Annotated in this window: 17 protein-coding genes and 2 tRNA genes; 6 read left to right on the top strand and 13 right to left on the bottom strand. The window is 67.2% G+C overall.

Features of this window, described 5'->3' with window-relative positions:
- Positions 1–5: 5 nt before the first annotated feature.
- Both BJY16_RS15130 and BJY16_RS15125 read right to left on the bottom strand, forming a co-directional pair.
- Complete coding sequence (locus BJY16_RS15130; RefSeq protein ID WP_185040066.1) at positions 6–1,325, bottom strand: hypothetical protein; 1,320 nt, start codon at positions 1,323–1,325, stop codon at positions 6–8.
- A gap of 99 nt (positions 1,326–1,424) precedes the next feature.
- On the bottom strand, positions 1,425–1,886 hold the full coding sequence (locus tag BJY16_RS15125) for a DUF8821 family protein (RefSeq protein WP_185040065.1): 462 nt from the start codon (positions 1,884–1,886) through the stop codon (positions 1,425–1,427).
- 199 nt (positions 1,887–2,085) lie between these two features.
- Here BJY16_RS15125 and BJY16_RS15120 point away from each other — a divergent pair, with 199 nt between their 5' ends.
- From BJY16_RS15120 to BJY16_RS15105, 4 genes are all read left to right on the top strand, one after another.
- On the top strand, positions 2,086–2,670 hold the full coding sequence (locus BJY16_RS15120; protein ID WP_185040064.1) for a hypothetical protein: 585 nt from the start codon (positions 2,086–2,088) through the stop codon (positions 2,668–2,670).
- A gap of 71 nt (positions 2,671–2,741) precedes the next feature.
- Complete coding sequence (locus tag BJY16_RS15115) at positions 2,742–3,452, top strand: SDR family oxidoreductase (RefSeq protein ID WP_185040063.1); 711 nt, start codon at positions 2,742–2,744, stop codon at positions 3,450–3,452.
- 178 nt (positions 3,453–3,630) lie between these two features.
- Complete coding sequence (locus tag BJY16_RS15110; protein ID WP_185040062.1) at positions 3,631–4,119, top strand: sigma-70 family RNA polymerase sigma factor; 489 nt, start codon at positions 3,631–3,633, stop codon at positions 4,117–4,119.
- A 6-nt stretch (positions 4,120–4,125) separates the two neighbouring features.
- Complete coding sequence (locus tag BJY16_RS15105) at positions 4,126–4,875, top strand: hypothetical protein (RefSeq protein WP_185040061.1); 750 nt, start codon at positions 4,126–4,128, stop codon at positions 4,873–4,875.
- A gap of 168 nt (positions 4,876–5,043) precedes the next feature.
- Here BJY16_RS15105 and BJY16_RS15100 read toward each other — a convergent pair whose 3' ends face one another.
- The 7 genes from BJY16_RS15100 to BJY16_RS15070 all read right to left on the bottom strand — a co-directional run bounded on the left by BJY16_RS15100 (position 5,044) and on the right by BJY16_RS15070 (position 13,153).
- Positions 5,044–5,514: a helix-turn-helix domain-containing protein gene (locus BJY16_RS15100; RefSeq protein WP_185040060.1), complete on the bottom strand. Its 471-nt coding sequence runs from the start codon at positions 5,512–5,514 to the stop codon at positions 5,044–5,046.
- A 38-nt stretch (positions 5,515–5,552) separates the two neighbouring features.
- Entirely contained in the window at positions 5,553–7,913 is a 2,361-nt protein-coding gene (locus tag BJY16_RS15095) for a DEAD/DEAH box helicase (RefSeq protein WP_239176505.1), read from the bottom strand.
- 44 nt (positions 7,914–7,957) lie between these two features.
- Positions 7,958–9,097, bottom strand: coding sequence for a hypothetical protein (locus BJY16_RS15090; protein WP_185040059.1), 1,140 nt, complete (start codon positions 9,095–9,097; stop codon positions 7,958–7,960).
- Complete coding sequence (locus tag BJY16_RS15085) at positions 9,094–9,375, bottom strand: hypothetical protein (RefSeq protein WP_185040058.1); 282 nt, start codon at positions 9,373–9,375, stop codon at positions 9,094–9,096. Before BJY16_RS15085 ends, BJY16_RS15090 begins: the two co-directional genes overlap by 4 nt.
- 167 nt (positions 9,376–9,542) lie before the next feature.
- Positions 9,543–9,773, bottom strand: coding sequence for a restriction endonuclease subunit S (locus BJY16_RS48960; RefSeq protein ID WP_373873402.1), 231 nt, complete (start codon positions 9,771–9,773; stop codon positions 9,543–9,545).
- Between the two features lie 547 nt (positions 9,774–10,320).
- Positions 10,321–10,590: a hypothetical protein gene (locus BJY16_RS15075; RefSeq protein WP_239176502.1), complete on the bottom strand. Its 270-nt coding sequence runs from the start codon at positions 10,588–10,590 to the stop codon at positions 10,321–10,323.
- A gap of 373 nt (positions 10,591–10,963) precedes the next feature.
- Positions 10,964–13,153, bottom strand: coding sequence for a nuclease-related domain-containing DEAD/DEAH box helicase (locus tag BJY16_RS15070; protein ID WP_185040056.1), 2,190 nt, complete (start codon positions 13,151–13,153; stop codon positions 10,964–10,966).
- Positions 13,154–13,812: 659 nt separating this feature from the next.
- Here BJY16_RS15070 and BJY16_RS15065 point away from each other — a divergent pair.
- Complete coding sequence (locus BJY16_RS15065; RefSeq protein ID WP_185040055.1) at positions 13,813–14,475, top strand: RNase H family protein; 663 nt, start codon at positions 13,813–13,815, stop codon at positions 14,473–14,475.
- Between the two features lie 709 nt (positions 14,476–15,184).
- A complete protein-coding gene (locus BJY16_RS48420) occupies positions 15,185–15,514 on the top strand; it encodes a type II toxin-antitoxin system HicB family antitoxin (protein ID WP_185040054.1) in 330 nt (109 codons plus the stop codon).
- 337 nt (positions 15,515–15,851) lie between these two features.
- Here the strand turns inward: BJY16_RS48420 and BJY16_RS15055 are convergent.
- The 4 genes from BJY16_RS15055 to BJY16_RS15040 all read right to left on the bottom strand — a co-directional run bounded on the left by BJY16_RS15055 (position 15,852) and on the right by BJY16_RS15040 (position 17,730).
- Positions 15,852–15,925: transfer RNA gene (locus tag BJY16_RS15055), tRNA-Ile, on the bottom strand.
- Between the two features lie 47 nt (positions 15,926–15,972).
- Positions 15,973–16,146 carry a hypothetical protein gene (locus BJY16_RS15050; RefSeq protein ID WP_185040053.1) on the bottom strand — a complete coding sequence of 58 codons (174 nt, stop codon included), beginning with the start codon at positions 16,144–16,146 and terminating at the stop codon, positions 15,973–15,975.
- Positions 16,147–16,168: 22 nt separating this feature from the next.
- On the bottom strand, positions 16,169–17,431 hold the full coding sequence (locus BJY16_RS15045) for an NAD(P)/FAD-dependent oxidoreductase (RefSeq protein WP_185040052.1): 1,263 nt from the start codon (positions 17,429–17,431) through the stop codon (positions 16,169–16,171).
- 226 nt (positions 17,432–17,657) lie between these two features.
- A tRNA-Asn gene (locus BJY16_RS15040) sits at positions 17,658–17,730 on the bottom strand.
- Positions 17,731–17,791: the final 61 nt, after the last annotated feature.

The raw sequence follows: 17,791 nt of genomic DNA, 5'->3' as shown, positions 1-17,791 counted from the left end.
CCGCGTCACCCCTCGACCAGCTTGCCCAGCGCGGCGACCAGGTCGTCCTCGCTGACCTGCATGAAGAGCTTCTTGTCGGTCGGGACGCGCAGCGTGTAGGGGCAGTCCTTCTCGGTCCCCTTGAGCTTCTTGTCCAGCAGCTTCCTGCCGGTTGCCGCCTCGTAGACGTGCAACCGGTAGGAGGCGCGGAACAGCGTCCCGGTCCCCCGGTCCGGGTCGGTGTAGGTGCAGGTGCGCAGCTTCGCGCCGACCGACACCCGGTCCACACAGGCCACCAGCTGGATCTTCGCCGGATCCTGCTGCGACGACCAGGTGGCCTCCTTCACCTTGCCGTGCAGGAACCAGGTCTCGAACATGGTGAACGGCATCCGCTCACCGGAGCCCAGGTCGCCGTAGACCAGCACCGGATGCGGCGCCTTCCCGGCCCGTTTCGGCTGCGCCGGCCAGTACCCCTCGCCGCCGCAGATCGGGTCCACGTCGAAGATGTTCAGCGGCGTGATCAGCGGGGCCGGTCCGGTCGGCGTCGCCGTCGTGGGCCTCGCGGATCCCGGGATCGTCGTGCCAGCCGTAGCTTCGGCCCGCTTCTCGGTGACGGCGCCGGAGGGGGCCGCGACCGGGCTCCCCTTCTTGCCGTCCGGGCCGCCCTTCTTGTCGTCCGGCCAGAGCGCCACCAGGACACCGGCCGCGCCCACGAGAAGCGCGACCGCGGTCACCGCGAGGACGGCGCCCAGGTGACGCCGCTGAGGCGTTGCCGGCGCGGGCGCCGGATACGCGTACCCCGGCAGGTCCACACCCGCGAACGGCGGCTGGCCGATCGGCGGCACCAGTCCCTGGATCGGCTCCGGCCACGGATCGGCGGGCGTCTGGAGCTCACCCGAGCCGGGTGCCGGCTGCGGCCGGGCGCCGACCCGGCTCGCCCACTGGGCGAGCGGCGCGTGCTCGGTCTTGTCGACATCCCCGGTGTCGGACGGCTGCGCCTGCCCCTCGGTGCCGAAAGGCCGCACGTCCCCCTTGGCGTCGAGCGGCTGCACCTGCACCTCAGTGTCGGACGACGCCGCCTGCACCTCGGTGTCGAAGGGCACCGCCTGCACCTCGGTGTCGGACGGCACCGCCTGCACCTCGGTGTCGAAGGGCACCGCCTGCACCTCGGTGTCGGACGGCACCGCCTGCACCTCGGTGTCGAAGGGCACCGCCTGCACCTCGGTGTCGGACGGCACCGCCTGCACCTCGGTGTCGAAGGGCACCGCCTGCACCTCGGTGTCGGTCGGCACCGCCTCGACCGTCGCCTCCGCGGCGCTGCCCTGCTCGTCCTCCGTGTCGGCCATTCCGCTCCCGCTCCCTCTGGGAGCGTGACTGTATCGAAGAATGTCACCTCAGCGGAATTCCGCACGGCGCCGGCCCGGCACCTGACCGTCGCGGCCGCCTCAGTACTCGTTCTTGATCACGAAATAGGACCCCCGAATGGTCCCGGCCAGCTTCGACCGCTGCCGGGCGAACTTGAACCCCGCCAGCTCGGCGGGGACCTCCATCCCGTCGGAAAGCTTGAACCCGACCGCCCGTTTCCCCCCGTCGTCAACCGTGTAGAGCACGTTGACCGACAGCCCGTCCTCGTAGAAGACGTAGGTCCAGCGGATGTTCTCCACCTGGAAGGCGGTCGCCTCCAGCGGCCGCGCCGCGATGACGATCCCCCGCTCCTCCCGGAGGATCCGGCTCACCAGGTCGACAGCCGAAGCCGCTTGCTCAGCCGGCTCCACCTCGAAGACATGCCCATACTTGTTCTTGAAATACCGTGCCTCGTTGGCCCGGAGCCCGGCCAGCGCCTCCGCCACCGGCGACGACTCCAGTCCCACCGTCGCAACGGTGTCGAAGTCCACGACATATCCCATGACGACACCCTCCACTGCCGCTGAACGGCCACCTCGGCCCATGTCAACCCGGCCCTGCCGAGGCTACCGACAACCGCTGCCCCGAATTGCCCTCGAACCGGAACCCGCATCACCACCGCAGTGGTGCACTCCACCGGCTGCCGCCCTGTCGGCTCGGCGGCCGGTCCGGCATCATGTTCGGACCGATCGGGGAGTCATCATGAGTTTCGAGCACCTGCCGCCGCACGAGGGCCACCTGGAGACCTTCGCCCTGGCCACCCGCCGGGTGATCCGCTTCAGCGTGGGCTACCTGGTGGTCTCGATGCTGACGACCGTGCTCGTCCTGGCCGGCGTGGCAGCCCTCCGGGACGGCGCCGCCGACCCGCTGTCCGTCGGCACCCGCGCGACCGTCGCCATCAGCAGCCTGATCCTCGGCTCGGCGGTGCTGGTCTGCGTCATCGGCCTGCTGATCTCCACGATCGTCTGGGTGGTCAGCGCGCACCGGGTCACCCCGACCGGCCCGGGCATCACCGGTTACGGCGGCTTGCTGGCCGCTGTCCTGCTGATCCTGCTGAGCCAGTTGCTGACCGCGCCGGCCCTGGTCCTGGGCGCCCTCCAGCTGGCCGCCTGGGTCGCCCTCCTCATCGGCGTGCTGACCACCCGCTCCCGGGTCCGCCGCCAGACCGGCCGCACCGACCTGGGCGGCCGCCGGAAACCCACCGTCACCAGCGACGACTGGGACACCTCCCAGTGGGACCCGGAGCTGCTCGACGACATCGAGCGCCGAGGCCGCCCGACCGAGTGAGGGACGGCAGCACCGTGATCCACCTCGCACCGCTTGCCTCTGACATCAATGTGAGGTCTTAGCGTGGCGACATGCAGATCAACGGTGCAAAAGCCCTAGTGACCGGCGCCAACCGCGGACTCGGCAAGGCGTTCGCCGAGGCTCTCCTCGCCCGCGGCGCGACCACTGTCTACGCCACCGCCCGGCGCCCCGACCGTATCGACATCCCCGGCGTCGTCCCGCTCCGGCTGGACATCACCGACCCGGCCTCCATCGAGGCCGCAGCGGCCGAGGTCGGCGACCTGGACATTTTGGTCAACAACGCCGGCATCTCGTCGAACGCTCCCCTGCTCGGCCCTTCCACGGAGAACATCCGCCGCGAGTTCGACACCAACTTCTGGGGCACCCTGAACGTCACGCGCGCCTTCGCCCCCCGACTCGCAGGCGGCGCCATCCTCACCGTCATCTCCGCCCTGAGCTGGTACGCCTTCGCCCCCGCCAGCAACGGCTACGCCGCATCCAAGGCGGCGGAATGGTCTCTCACCAACGGCCTCCGACTCGAACTGGCCGACCAGAAGACCCAGGTCACCGCCTTGGCCCTGGCCATCGCCGACACCGACATGATGGCCGGCTTCGACATCCCCAAACTCCCCCCGCACGAGGTGGTCGCCCAGGCCCTGGACGGCCTGGAAGCGGGCAAGCTGGAGGTCATCGCCGACAAACCGACAGCCAACGTCAAGGCCTCCCTGGCCCACGACCCGGCCCTCTTCTACGCCGACATTCCCGCCGCCCTCTTCGGCTGACCCCAGGACGTTTCATAAGCGCTTCCCGACCGGTCCGCCGGCAGCGACGGCCGGCACGCACAGCCCTCATTCCCCACGAATTTTCCGCGTCATCCTCCACACGGAGGCCGCGTCGTGGCGTTGTCAAGCTGAACCGTGCCGTTCCGCCTGACCGGCAGTACCACCGAATGAGGTCGCTGTGACGTTCGAGGAGTTCCTCCGTGCCGAGATGGCCGGCCTCGCCCGGTTCGCCGGCGCGCTGACCGGCGATCACCACCTGGCCGAGGACATCCTGTCGGACGCGCTGATGGTCGTCTCGGCCCGGTGGGGCCGGATCCGACAGATGGAGAACCCGCTGGCGTACGTCCGCCGTACCGTGGTCACGACCTTCCTGTCCGAACGGCGGAAGACCCGGCGACGGCGGACCCAGGCCACCGCCGACCTCGCCGTCCTGGACCGCGCCGGCGACGATCCGCACACGGCGGTGGACAGCCGTGACACCGTCGTGCGCTTGCTCACCCACCTGACCGCCCACCAGCGCGTCGCGGTCATCTTGCGCTACCTGTTCGACCGTACGGACGAGGACATCGCCGACGTCCTCGCCTGTTCACCCGGCACGGTGCGGTCACACCTGTCCCATGCCCGCGCGGCCCTGCGGCTGGCCGCGACAACCGCGGAACGAGGCTGACACCTGATGGATCCGGCCCACCTGCGCGACGTGCTGTCGCGTCACGACGCCGACCCGGACGTGGTCCTGACCCAGCTGCGGGTCAAGCAGCGCGCCCGACGCCGGCGGCAGACGATTTTCGCCGTGACCGCCGGGGTCATGCTCGTCGCCGGTGGCGTGGGCATCTGGTCCCGCCTCGGCGAGGCGCCGGGGACGACGAGCTCGACAGCAGCCGAGTCGCCCACGACTGCCGACGCGGGTCTGGCCGCCAACGCCTGCCTAGCTCTGCCGGAGTCGTTGTCCCGGGCACGGTCCGAAGGAGTGTCGGTCATCGTCGCCCGGGGAAAGCTGACCGGGCGCACCCGCATCGACGGCTACCGGTATCACGAGGTGACGCTCAGCCACGTCCGTACCCTCACGGGTCCTGCCGTGGGTGAGGGTGCCACTGTCTGGACGCAGGCCGCAAGCGGGTCCGCCGATGCCGGCCCGGAGGGCCCGTTGTGGGGCCCGGACGGCGCCCTGCTCGGCTTCTACGCACCCCAGAATGTGAACCGAGGATCGCTCGGTGCCGTCGTCAGCCACGTGCCGGTCGTCGGCAACAGCGCCATCCTCGCCGCCGACGGGTGCTGGAACTCGTTCACCGCCGCCGGCCTCCAAGGCGTGCCCTATCACGGGCCGCTCACCGGTGCCCCGGGCAGCGACACCTACACCCGGCTGCAACAACGCGGCTTGGTCGCGATCCCGTTGGACACCATCGAGAAGTTGACGCCCCCATGATCCACCGGTGTAGTGGCGGCAGCCCCGGTAGCGAGGTCCGTGGGGACAGGACACCGGGCCGTAACGAGCGGCCCGGCCGCGCTGTGCGGTGAAGCGTCTCAAGAAGGAGACGGCACAATGGATTTCAGGCGCCTTCGCATGGAGTCGGCGCGCCACCATGACCGGCTGTCACCTCGACGGCAGGGAGTCGAGGGTGATCTCGTACAGGTTGTCGTCCTCGGCATCGGCGGCCATCTGGTCAAGGGTGCGGCGGCGTTCGGTGCGGGTGCGTTCGGAGTAGTCAAGGATGTCACGCAGCAGGACTCGCCGATGCCGGCCGCGCAGGCTGTGCGGGATCTCGCCGTCGGTGAGCAGGCGGACCAGCGTGGGTCGTGAGATGTTGAGCAGGTCAGCGGCTTCTTGGGTGGTCAGCATCGTGTTGTGCGGGGCGATCGAGATGGCCATGCCCTGGGACAGGGCACCGACGACGTCGCGCAGCAGTTCGTAGAGTTCGGCCGGGATGTCGAGCTGCGATCCGTCCGGGCCCACCAGCTTCGCTCGCGCGGGAGCCTCGGCGTCGGCCAGACCACGCGCGAAGCGCACCAGGTCGGCGGGGTTTTCCGGAGGTAGAACGGTCCGTTCACGCAGGGTGCTCGACATGAAGCCAGCATATCGCTATTCGAAAAATCCGAAAGCCACTACAGCTTGGCGAAGCCCAGCGCCCGATAGCCGGGCGTACGGCGCTGCAGCGAAACGGCAAGGATCGGCGTCGCCGGGTCGTGGTAATCGTGCACCTCCGCGACGTCCTTGCCGGGCGCCGCTCGGATGACCCGGCCGGCGCACTGGATCAGAAGGCCGTCGAAGGAGATCGGCCCGGCCAGGAACAGGGTGTCGAGTACAGGCGCATCGAAGCCTTCGCCGATGAACGGCGTGGTACCGATGACCAGGATCCCGTCGCCGGCCTTCGCCTCGGCGAGCCGGTCGACTGCCGCACGCCGATCCGCAGTGGTCATGCCGCCCTGCAACAGGAGTGCTTGATGTCCGCGGTCCGCGAGGAGCGAAGCCAGAACGTCGACATGGGCAACCCGGCGAGTGAGCACGAGACAGTTGCGCCCTTTGGCGAGGGCGGCCGCGACATCGTCGACGATCTGGGTGTTTCGTGCTTCATCCTCGATCAGGGAGTGGTGCACGGCCGCCAGTGCGCCCGGCGACGACAGGTCCCCCTCAGCAGCCCGGAACTGGGTCTCGTGCACGAACAGCAGGCGACGCGGACCGGCTTCTTCCTGCCAGACGGCGGCGAGCGTATCCGGGTCCTCGTCAGTCACGGTGTGCCTGACAGGGCCGAGTTGCCAGGTCACAAGTTCCCCCAGGCCGTCTCGGCGGGTCGGTGTAGCGGTGAGCCCGAGCCAGAACTGCGCGCCGATCTGCTTGACCGCATGGTCGTACGCGGCGGCGGCAAGGTGGTGACATTCGTCGACGATCACGTGCCCGTACCCGGTGATGAGGTCCGCAACGTCGGCACGCCGAGCCAGCGAGGGCAGCATCGCGACATCCACGACACCGGTGAGCTTGCGGCGGCCGCCGCCGATCTGCCCCGGCCGTACGCCGAGGAACTGCTCGATGCGCGATCGCCACTGTTCGGCCAACGCTTTGCGATCGACGAGAATCAGGGTCGAGGTGGCGCGTTCTGCGATCATCGCGCAGGCCATGACGGTTTTCCCGGAGCCTGGTGGAGCCACCAGCATGCCGTCGTCGTGGGCGAGCATCGCACTCACCCCGGCGCTCTGCCTGGCGGTCAGCTCGGCGGTGAAAGCGACCTCGATCTCCGTGCCGGCATCCCGCGTATCCGTGACCGCCAATCGGGATCCGGCGTCCTCAACGATTCGTCCGACTGCGTGCCGCAACCCGCGCGGTAAAACCAGGCGACCGTCGAGCGTGATGTCGTACCCACGAAGAAATCGCGGCGTGTCCCAGGTCGACTTGCGAAGCCGCTGCAACTCGTAGAACTTCGGATTGGCCAGCGAGGCCGCGTGCTTGAAAGTGGCCAGCGCGGCCGGCGGCAGTTGCGAGATGTCGATGCTCAGTCCCGCCGCGAGGTCTGCCTGCACCGTCATGGGCAGCGGCGGATGCACCTTGGTGGCATCCGAACTCCTCATCTTCGCCACCCCGGCACCGACGACAGCCTGTTTCGCGCGGCGAGCGATTCTTTCCGCGTCGCCGGGGCTGAGCCTGTCGAGGACCGACAGGAAAGCCCACTGGTCCTCGTACGGTTCCAGGGTCGCCAGATCGAGGAAGAGCGTGAGGCCGTCCTTGCGGCGCCTGCCCTGCAGCGGGGCAGCGATCAGGTTCCCGAGACCTCCGTCCGGTAGAACGTCCTGGTTCGGGAACAGCCGGTCGTACGAGCGCAGATCCATCGATCCCCGAAGCACCATGGCCTCGTGCAGCAGAACCGTTCCTATCGACCGGGCCGTAGTCGCGGGAATCGGGTCGGTGAAGAAGATCCAGGCATGCGCTCCACGCCCTGACTGGGACATCTCCAAAGCCGCGGGCACCCCACTGGCACGGGCCGCCTTGCAGTAGGCCAGCGCATCGAGCATCGCGGTGCTGCCGTCGAAGTCGGCGGCCAAGAATTGGCAGGTGTTGTCGGTGAGCAGCGGATACAGGCCCATGAACACGTCACCGACCAGATGGGCGGCAACCACCTCCGCGGTGAGCGGCAGATAGGCCGCCGTACGCCGGTCCATCCCCTTACGCCAGCCACCCGCCACCGCGGGAGACCACCCTGCCGTACCGAGCCGGCTGTTCTCCCAACGCGTCGCATAAGCATCCCGCCGCCCCCGGAACAGGTTGGCGTAGAACGCCAGCTTCTGCGTCGCCGACGACGCCATCGTGACCGGTTCTGGCGTGGCCATCGCGGCGAGTTGCTCCGGGGCCGGAGCGGTGTCCTGGCCTCGCAGATCCAGCAGACGCGACAGCCGCTGGTTCTCCGTCCGTAGCCGCTCCAGCTCACGACGCAGCCGAGCGACCTCGTCCTCTGTCACCGCGTCAACGGACACCACCGGCCAATCTTCACACGCCGGCCACCGCCAACCCGGCAGCCGAATCAGTCCAGCCGGGCCCGATCGAAACGGTCGATCAGGCTCGGCTTCCGCGCATGACGCTCCCGCAGCCGGGTCATCTGCTCCGCGAACTCGAAGATCTCGCCCTCCCGTACCGCCAGCGCCTGTAGATCCAAAAGCAGTGCCACCGCGGTGTCGTAGTCCTTCGGACGCTTCGTCGCGATCAGCTCGTCCACCTGGTTCCAAGTGCGGACCGGATTCTGTGCCAGCTCGTCCAGACGTTCCTCGCGGGCCGCGGCGGCCGCTTCCTCACGACGCTGGCGATCGGACGCCTCTCGTTCCCGATTCTGCTGCTGCCGTGCAGCCCAGCGCTCCTCAGCGGCGGCAAGCAGATCTCCGGCGGTCCGCCCGTCTCCGGCAGGCAGCTCCTCCGCCACACCATGAAACGTCCGCAGCAACTCCGACCGCAGCAACCCGGCATCGCCACGGAGCACCCGGAGCAGCATCTCGTCCTTGTCCGCCTCCGGCAGATCCGCCACCCAGCGGCGCAACTCGGCGGCGGAGGGAATCTTCTCAGCCAACGGCCGGCTCGCCACAGCCGCCGCGTCCAGCAGATCAGGATCCAAGCGAAGGAAATCGGCCACGGACTGCAACGGCCCGCTCAGGTTCGCCAGTCCGGCTGGAACCGGCGGCTCCGGCTCGTCATCGTTCAGTTCCCGGTTCTGCACACACAGCAGCCAGGCCAGATACAGCAGCCGCCGATCACCGCCGGCCAGCTCCTCCCGGACCGGAACGATGGCCGCGAGCCGTCCTTCCTCGTCCCACCATTCCTCGTCACCGTCCTCATCTTCACTACGAAGATCGAGGATCACATGGGTACGAGTCGTCCAGCAGCCGGCCGACTCCCCGATACAGAACGTTTCCACCGTCTCCGGCGCCAGTGCCGCCTTCGGCAACCGCAACATGATCCGCCGCGAGCCCCAGTTGGCCAGATACAGGTGTACGTCGAAGTATCGCTCCATCCACTTGGCCGGATCAGCCTTGAGATCGCCCCACTGGTAGTCGTTGATGAATCCCGACGACGTGATCCGCCCACGCGACGACACTGCCCGCAACTCGCCCTGCTGCTTCGCCGACAACGCCTGATCGAGGGCGACAAACTCGTAGTATTGGTACTCGCTCATGAGCCGGCCGCCCACCACCGGTACGCCTGGATCCACCGCACATCCTCCGGTGCGGGATCCAGCAACGGCAGGTCCAGAATCCTGATCGCCTGCCGTAGCCGGCCACGATGGCAGATCGCCACGACCCCCGACGAACGCAGATCTACCTTTCGGATCACCACCGGCACACCGAGAAGCTCCGTCTCGAACGGGACCGTCAAACGTTCCTGGATCATGACGAAGAGGCCACTGAGCTGCTCATACTCGTCGTAGCAATCCACGACCGCCTCGGCGACCAAGGTTTCGAGTTCAGCATCACTAACTGCCCCGGGGAGGTGAAAGGGTCGGCCTGGTTAGTCGGCGCGGTCGATCGGATCGAAGGCGCGAGCTGTCAAGCGCCAGCTCTGACAACAACGTGATCATCACCGTGAGCAAATCCTGGTGCTACGCCCGTAGCGTCACCCGGTTACCGACCATCTAGGAAACTACCTGCTTGTACAGCTGCCGGGTCAGTTCGGCGACCCTTTCGTGGGACTTCAATCTTGGTCCGGAACGCCTGTGCCACCTCGGCGACCTCCTGCTGGATGTCCACCGGGGGCAGAGCGATGGGCAGCTTTCTGAAGCTGCCCTGGGTCAGGCTTGGCTGGATTCCCTGTTTGACCTGCTGGCCGAGGAACTCCAGGACCGCGGGATGCATCAAGTAGCAGTGGACGTAGTACGGCAGGAGGACCGCTCTCGCAGTTTCGGTTACCCGCATCCGGATCGTGGATCCACCCACGATCATCGCTCTGCAGTAGGGCTGCCAATCGCTGTCCGTCTTCAGGTGCTGAAGACTCGCGAACGGGCAGCCGCACGGCACGACAGAGGTCCAACCCCTTCAAGATCAAGCTTTGGCGACGGCGCGCACTCCGCGCCAGTGAGCCCGTCCTGGCGCGGACCGCGACCGAAGCTCAAACCGCATCCCCCGTAACGCGGGGTCTGGGGGTCACCCCCAGGCCGGCAAAGGTGGGCCGGACGTTGCACCATGCGAACCACCCCACCACCGTCTCCGGCAACCCGCTAACGGGACGTTTGACCAGCTCAAGACATCGTTAAAGTTCAATGTAAGCACTGATGGCGGCCAACTGGCCGCCGCTCGAGCGCTCGAAACTCAAGCCGCGCAGAGCCCCAGGAGATCTGCCGAAGGTCACCGCCGAAGTCGAAGATGATCCGCATCCCGGCACCCAGCGCTCTCACATGCCGGCTCAGCTGACGCGGGCCAGTACCGCACCTTTCCGAACAGAGTCAACGACGTCTACGTCGACGGCGACCGTGGTCTTCGACGATGCGGTGTGCAGTTCGATGGATCTCACCACCGCAAGACCGGAGGGTGCACCACCGTCCAAGACCGTAAGTTCGTCGCCGATGCGTAGGGCGTCGCCGTCCAGTTGACCGGTAACGAACAGCCAAGGGCGGCTCGACAAGCGGTGCACTCGCTCGATGGTGAGCCGGGTCATGCGCGGTTCCTCCTCCATGTATCGACGAAGCCCTCCTCAGCCCCGCAAACGCGCTCGATACCCAGCTCACCACCCGAACCCCGCCGGGTTCGCGCAATGCATCATTTGACCAGCGCAAATGTGTTGGCCAAGCAGGTTGTGTGCCGGGCGTTACACCATGCGAACCGCCCGATCATCATCACCGGCGATCCACTGCAGGAGCGTTTGGCCAGTTCATGGGCCGTTCGGCCAGTCCCTCAGCCTGATTTATACCGACCTTCAGCCGCCTCGGGCGGCTGCGTTACCAGGCCGGGAGACCAAGATGGCGTCGCCTCCATCCGCACGTCTACGAAGGGCGCGCAGCGCCCAGCGTAGGGCCCGCCGTTATGATGCGCCGACATCCGCCACAACCTCACCGCGAGCCGAGCGGTGGAGAGTCCGGCACAGCAGCTGCCTCCTGCCCGGTTCTGGGTCGCGGCAGCTTCGCATCCGGGACAGCGCCGATCCACAGCACGTCGCGTGCGCGGGTCATGCCGACGAAGAGCTGCCGCTTCGCCAGTGCCAGGCGGTCGGTCTCGGTGAGGCTGCCCGTCTGCGCTTTCCTTACGTCGCGGTCGTGATGCGGCAGGAAGACATGCTTGAACTCGAGTCCCTTGGAACGGAGAAACGTTCCCACTTTTAGCTCGCCGGTGGCCTGCCCGTCGTAGTCCTCAAGATTGCTGTTCGGGATGCCAGCGCGGGTCAGTAGGCGCTGGTAGTAGACGACGTCCTTCTTCCGGGCGCAGAGCACTGCCGCGTCACCAAGCCGCCTATCGTCGGATGAGTCTCCGGCCAGCTGCCTCACGGCGGCGAGGAAGGCTTGGTCGTGTTCGTTAGCAGTGGCAGCGTCGACGCGGATCACACGACCGTCGCGATAGGCGGTCTCCACGGCAGGGCCAGTGGTGACAACTGTCCCGTCTATGTCGTCGAAGGGCTGCCCGTCGAGGGTCTGTAGCGCCGCCGTGAGAATGTCCGCAGCGTTTCGGTAGTTCACCCGCAGGACTTCGGCGCGTCCGCCCCGGATGTCGATGCCGGCGTCGCTGAGGCGGAAGCCGCCAGGGTAGACGGCCTGCTGACCATCACCGATAAGCAGCAGGCCGTTCGGCGCATCACCGACGAGCTGATGCAGCAGGCGCACCCCGACGAGAGTCAAATCCTGTACCTCGTCAGCGATGACGGCGGCGTACCGGGGCCGAGCGGCTGGGTCACGCAGGACGGCGACGGCCTCGGTGAGTACATCGGTGAAGTCGTGCACTCCACGCTCGGCACGCAGACGTTCGTACTCCAGGTATAGCTGCCAGGCGGCCTCGCGGTGAACGCGTCGCAGCGCAGTTCGGCGTCCGGGCCGGGTAGCCGTAAGGTACTGTCCCAGCTCAGTGAAGCCTCGCCCCTTGATAACGTAGGTGATCTCGTCCTGCCAGTACGTCGGGTTCGGTTCGAGCTCTGCCAGAACGCTGCTTCTCCCGACATGCAGCCATGCGCGGGAGAAGCAGTTGCCGACCGCCGCGAGATCCACTCGTAGGTGCACTCCACGCTGGTCAAGCAGCGACCTCGCCCAAGCGTGCAGGCTGCAAAACTCGACCCGGTCGGCGACCGCCGGAGAAAGGCGCGCCAGGAGTTGCGCCTGAACCCGGGGAAGGTTCTTCACGAATGTGACATAGAGGATTTTACCTACCGTGCGCTGGGCGAGCCACACGGCCCGATGTAGGCCTACGACGGTCTTGCCCGTACCAGCCGCGCCACTGATCCGGGCCGGGCCATTCCATCGGCGTCTGACGATGGCGAGCTGGTCGGGATGCAGATATGTCATCCAACTTTCGATCGGGCGGGCCAGCACGGACTGCTGCTCGGCGCGAGCGATCGCATCCACGTCGAAGAGCGATGGCGCCTGTTGCTGGGGGTCACTGCCGTCAACCCGTACCGGCCGCTCAACGAGGTCGGGTGTGTCGTACGCGGGAAACTTGCCAGCGAGGTGAACGGCCACTCGGCCGACCTGCGGTGTGGTGAGGCGGCGTGGCAGGGCCGCCAACCACGGCGCGATCTCTTTGACGCCGCGGAGGAAAACCGTACCGACACACTGTTCAACTGATTGGTTCGCGAACACCATGACTGAAGCCACGACGGCCGGCGCCATATCGAGGATTGCCAGCTCATCTTGCACTCTGCTCGTGATCGCGCGGAGTTTGATGATCTCTTGGTGACGATCCTCCGAGCCTGCGTGGAGCCGGCCGTCGAGGGCGCTCGGCGGGCTTCTCCAGTTCTTGACGTCAATAACGAAGACTCCGCCCGGCCCAACCAGAATCATGTCGACATTGGATACCGCATTGCTCGGCCAACGTCGGTCCACCAGTAGAGTCCAGCCAGCTCCGGTCAACGCGATCAGGGCGGCGGCTACTTGCTGCTCGCCTATTGCCGCCGCCTCGTATCGAGCTGCGACGGCCTGTGCTCGCCGGTACCGGCGCATGAGCTCTGCCGCATGCTCACGCTCACGTAAGGCTCGGCTGATCGCAGATCCTCCAGCGGGCACAGGCGACCTCCATAGAAGACGTTGAGTAGCGATCATAGAACGATTAGTAACGTTGGTCTGTCAGGTAAAGGCATCTACGCCAGACGGAGGTGCCGATACGGAAGGCCGCCGGGGAACCGTTGCTGCTCATCAGCCTCGACTGCGCTCGTACGCCAACCGGCATGTTCATGAGGAGCACCACCGAGCGTTGCCGGGCTGCTTTTCGTCGTGGTCGCATAGGACGTGATCGACGGGGGCGCATTGGTCGCGCTCGGCCCGGTCCACTCGTTTGAGCAGTTACTACCAATCGGCATTGTCGTTGACATCGGCCAGGTTCACGCGTATCTCTCCGTCACTTGCCTCCATTGTCGTGAGCGTCGGAAACCTCGACGGCCTTGCCGAGGGCGATGCGTCGGAACACGTCGATCTCCTTCATGTGCGAGTCATGGACGCACGAGGTGACCGCAGCCTCAGCCGGGTATCCGGCCTATCGGGCACTCAACTAGGCAAACATCGACGCAGCTCGCAGACCTGAATGGCGGCCGGGCGATGCACCATGCGATCCGCCCCGCGGACATCCCCGGAACCCACTGCCAAAACGTTTGAACTGTTCAAACCACATACGGCTGGCCCGCCGATCCACCCGGCGACCACTGTTGGCCATGCCAGCACCGCCCTGGCATCGATCAACTACGATCAAAATCGGGGTGTCGCGGATGGCAGACGCGCATGTAAAGCGGCAGCGAGCAGTCGACGTGTTCCCTGCCGGTGTGTGCGACGGCAATCGTGGTCCGGGCGGATGGGGAGTTGTCCTTCAATACGGAGGTCGCAGCCGTGAAGTCCACGGCGCCGAACTCGCACCGACGTCCAGCGACCGAATGCTGTTGACGGCGGTTGCCGAGGCCCTCGCCCTACTGACGCGACCCGTCGCGGTGCACGTTCATGCCGATCAAACCATTGTCGGCCGACATCGCGACCTCAGGTCGCGGCTGACTTCAGCCGCTCAGCGCCATCAGGTGCGGTGGGTCGAGGAGGTCACCACCTCGGGCGCTGCGGCCGAACGGGCGGACGCCTTGGCAAGAACCGGCCTGCTTGAGGCCACGCAACAGCTCGACTCCCGCTGCGTCCATGACCTCATCACCCGCCAATGCTGGCAGTGCCGCCCGTCAGCCGGCACGCGCCCGGAACGCGTCGCAGTCACCTCTGGCGGCTCCGTCTTCCACCTGAGTGAAGGCTGTGCGGCCCTCAACCACGGCTGGCGACGTATCGAGCGACGCGGCGGCGTCCAATCCGACCTGACGTGGGTACCGACTGTCGACGCCATCACCGCTGGACGCGGCGCATGCGAAGTTTGTTGCGCCGGTCGCGACATCCGATGACACCGAAAGCGCGCCGGCCGGAAGAGAGGTGAACCATACGGCGGCCCGGAGCACACGATGAAACCACCCAGACCACGCCTTCGGGACCGCCTCACCACGCGAACGACACCTGGTTGGCGCAATGCCACATTCGGCGACCATCAATGTGCTGGTCAACGGTTGCGGGGCGAGCGGGACTCGAACCCGCGACCGAGACGTTATGAGCAGTCGATCTACCGGCACAAAAGTCCGCCGAGCTGCGGAAACGCTGGTCATGATCTGACAGCGTTGCACTGCCTTTGCGGACCTCGTGCGGACTGATTGCGGACCATTCGATCTTGGCTGCGCCCTGCTCACGCACACCCGCCCGCAACCCCACCGGCACTGACCGCCAGTGCCGGCGTTCAGCAGCTACGTCTCGGCCCCTCGGCACCTCCAAGTTCGTAGTATCACCCGCGATACTGAACGGAGTACCGCGGAAGACCTGGCGGACAGACTGGCGAAGATCTTGGCGGAGATGCGCCGGAACCCGAACAACGTCCGGTTCGCGGATCTGCTGTTCGTCTGTCGGCACTACTTCGGGGAACCACGATCGCAAGGCACATCGCACTACGTGTTCAAGATGCCGTGGCCCGGCGACGCCGGGTCAACATCCAGGACAAGGGTGGCAAGGCCAAGCCTTACCAGGTCAAGCAGGTGCTGACCGCGATCGAGAAGTTGGGGAACGATCGTGAGCGTGGCAGACCACTACACCTACCGAGTTCACTGGTCAGCCGAAGACAACGAGTACGTCGGCACCGTCGCCGAACTGCCCTCCGTCTCCTGGCTCGCCCAAGACCGCATGGAGGCCTTCATCGGCATCCAGCGCGTCGCCGAAGAGATCGTCGCCGACATGGAAGCCTCCGGCGAAACCCCGCCCGTGGCCATCGCCGACCGCCACTACTCCGGCAAGTTCCAGGTCCGAGTACCCGAAGAGGTCCACCGCCGCCTGGCCATCCGGGCGGCAGAGCAGGGTGTCTCCCTGAACGCACTGGCCGCCTCCCGCCTGGCCGGCGCCTGACGGCTCTGCGAGAGGGCTTGCCCCCGGTGACCACCGGTTCCGGCGGCAAGCCGCGAGGCACTGCTGCAGAACATCAGACCGCGGCGACCTCAGCAGAAGCGACGCACCACGATCCCTACCCGCGGGTGCGGTCTGCAGTACGGCCAGCAATCGCGGTCCGGCTTCAGGTGCTCAATACTCGCGAGCTGGTAGTCGCACGGCACGACAGAGGTCCATCGCCTTCAAATCAAGGCGTGCACTCCGCGCCAGTGAACCTGTCCTGGCGCGGACCGCGACCGACGAGCCAACCCCAACCCCGTAACGCGGGGTCTGGGGGTCGCCCCCAGGCCGGCAAAGGTGGGGCGGGCGGGACTCGAACCCGCGACCGAGGGATTATGAGTCCCCTGCTCTAACCCACTGAGCTACCGCCCCGTACCGGCGGCGATAGTAACCCGCGGCCCGCTCCCGCAGCTAGCGATCTATCGTTCCACCAGCGTCTGTGGCAACAAAACGATCTGGGATCGCGGGTCTGTCACCATGTCGGGGGGCTGCAGGTCGATCACGGCCGGCAGGCCCTCCTCGCCGATGCTCGGTGATTCGCCGTCGTCCTGGGTGGTGAATTCGGCGAAGTTCTCCGGATTGATGTCACTCATGTTGAAGCCTCCAGACAGGGACCTACACCCCGACCCGGGCGCCGAGTGACGCCAGGACCGCTCCAGCCGTGCGCCAGCCGCCGGCCATCGCTCCCTGGATGGACGGGCTGTCGCGGTGATCACCGGCGACGAAGAGGCCGTCGCCGAGAGCGACCGGCTTGCGGAGCGCGGCCTGCGGCACCCGGGCCGCGGGCAGGGCGTTCGGCAGGCTGATCACGTTGAGCAGTTCCCAGTCGTCGGTCGGCGTCCCGTACATCCGGGCCAGCTCGACCCGGATCACCGCCTCGGAGGCGCTGGACGGGGCGGAGACGCCGACCACGGTCGCGGCGATCAGGCTGCGGCCGCTGGGCGCGTACTCGGGGGCCGCGTTGCTGATCACCACGGTGTTCGCGATGATCTCCCGGCGGTCGCCGTCGAGCAGCAGGATGGGTTCGTCGAGCGGCGCGTGGTCGGCACCGAAGTAGAACGTGGTGAGCCCGTGCATGTCCGGTTTCGGCAGCTGCGGGAGCAGGTCGGCGGCGCTGACCGGGTCGGTGGCGACGATCACCGCGCGGCAGTGGATCTCGCCGCCCTCGGTGACCACCATGCCGGAGCCGATGCTCAGGGTGCGGGCGCCGATCAGCAGTTGCGGGAAGGGCAGCGGGCCGGCCACCGCGGCGGGCAGCGCGGCCATGCCGAGAGCCGGCACCCCGATCCGGCCGCGGGCGAAGGAGCGCAGCACCATCGCGGTGACGTGGCTGGAGGTGTCCAGCGAGCGGTCGGCGAAGACGCCGGAGAAGAACGGCCGCAGCACCTCCTCGATGATCCGGTGGGACAGACCGGCTTTGCGCAGCATCTCCTGGGTGGTGGTCTCGGGCGCCTCCAGCAGCCGCGCGGCGGGCGTGGTGGCGCACCGGGTGACCAGCGCGGCGAACTTGAGCCGGTCGGTCAGCGAGCCGACCCCGGAGAGCAGCGTCTGCGGCGTGGTCAGCGGTTCGCGGAGCGGGTTCTCCAGCCGGTGCAGGTGGCCGCCGCGGCGGACCAGCACGCCCGAGGTGAAATACCTCATCTCCAGGGCGTCGACGTCGACCAGGGCGGGCAGCCGGGGGTAGGCGGTGTTCAGCGTCTGGAAGCCGCGGTCCATCCGCCAGCCGTCGTGCACGTCGGTGGCGATCCGGCCGCCGATCCGGTCGGAGCCCTCGACCAGCAGCCATTCCACGCCGGCTCGGTCCAGTCGGCGGGCCGCGGAAAGTCCGGCGAGACCGCCGCCGACGATGACGACGTCCACCTCGACCGGCTGCGACATAACCACCTCACTGAGAGCGAACAACGCAAGCCTCAGCGTAACCGCGCACTTCGGGCCTAGGGGGCGAAAGGACGAGCCCGGCAGACCCGGGCGACGCCTCGTCAGGAACGGCACGCTGCGGGCGTACCGAAAACCGGGGTGAGCGGTCGGAGGAGGGCGTGGCCGCGAGTGGGCCGCCTGCCGCCGGAAACGACGAAGGCCCGCGGAAGCGGGCCTCGAAGTATCGCTCCCCCGATTGGACTCGAACCAATAACCTGCCGGTTAACAGCCGGCTGCTCTGCCAATTGAGCTACAGGGGATCGTGCTCGCCGCCCGGTTTCCCTGGCGACGGAGAGAAGATTACACGACGATCCCCGGGGC

The organism is Actinoplanes octamycinicus, from assembly GCF_014205225.1.
Taxonomy (GTDB): Bacteria; Actinomycetota; Actinomycetes; order Mycobacteriales; family Micromonosporaceae; genus Actinoplanes; species Actinoplanes octamycinicus.
The sequence above is the reverse complement of the archived record's forward strand: the minus strand, read 5'-3'. Positions and strand labels throughout refer to the sequence as shown.

What these genes read in the sequence shown, in the direction of transcription:
- BJY16_RS15130 (WP_185040066.1), bottom strand. Translation starts at nt 1,325, where the DNA reads ATGGCCGACACGGAGGACGAGCAGGGCAGCGCCGCGGAGGCGACGGTC.
- BJY16_RS15125 (WP_185040065.1), bottom strand. Translation starts at nt 1,886, where the DNA reads ATGGGATATGTCGTGGACTTCGACACCGTTGCGACGGTGGGACTGGAG.
- BJY16_RS15120 (WP_185040064.1), top strand. Translation starts at nt 2,086, where the DNA reads ATGAGTTTCGAGCACCTGCCGCCGCACGAGGGCCACCTGGAGACCTTC.
- BJY16_RS15115 (WP_185040063.1), top strand. Translation starts at nt 2,742, where the DNA reads ATGCAGATCAACGGTGCAAAAGCCCTAGTGACCGGCGCCAACCGCGGA.
- BJY16_RS15105 (WP_185040061.1), top strand. Translation starts at nt 4,126, where the DNA reads ATGGATCCGGCCCACCTGCGCGACGTGCTGTCGCGTCACGACGCCGAC.
- BJY16_RS15100 (WP_185040060.1), bottom strand. Translation starts at nt 5,514, where the DNA reads ATGTCGAGCACCCTGCGTGAACGGACCGTTCTACCTCCGGAAAACCCC.
- BJY16_RS15090 (WP_185040059.1), bottom strand. Translation starts at nt 9,097, where the DNA reads ATGAGCGAGTACCAATACTACGAGTTTGTCGCCCTCGATCAGGCGTTG.
- BJY16_RS48960 (WP_373873402.1), bottom strand. Translation starts at nt 9,773, where the DNA reads ATGCATCCCGCGGTCCTGGAGTTCCTCGGCCAGCAGGTCAAACAGGGA.
- BJY16_RS15075 (WP_239176502.1), bottom strand. Translation starts at nt 10,590, where the DNA reads ATGGAGGAGGAACCGCGCATGACCCGGCTCACCATCGAGCGAGTGCAC.
- BJY16_RS15070 (WP_185040056.1), bottom strand. Translation starts at nt 13,153, where the DNA reads ATGATCGCTACTCAACGTCTTCTATGGAGGTCGCCTGTGCCCGCTGGA.
- BJY16_RS15065 (WP_185040055.1), top strand. Translation starts at nt 13,813, where the DNA reads ATGGCAGACGCGCATGTAAAGCGGCAGCGAGCAGTCGACGTGTTCCCT.
- BJY16_RS15050 (WP_185040053.1), bottom strand. Translation starts at nt 16,146, where the DNA reads ATGAGTGACATCAATCCGGAGAACTTCGCCGAATTCACCACCCAGGAC.
- BJY16_RS15045 (WP_185040052.1), bottom strand. Translation starts at nt 17,431, where the DNA reads ATGTCGCAGCCGGTCGAGGTGGACGTCGTCATCGTCGGCGGCGGTCTC.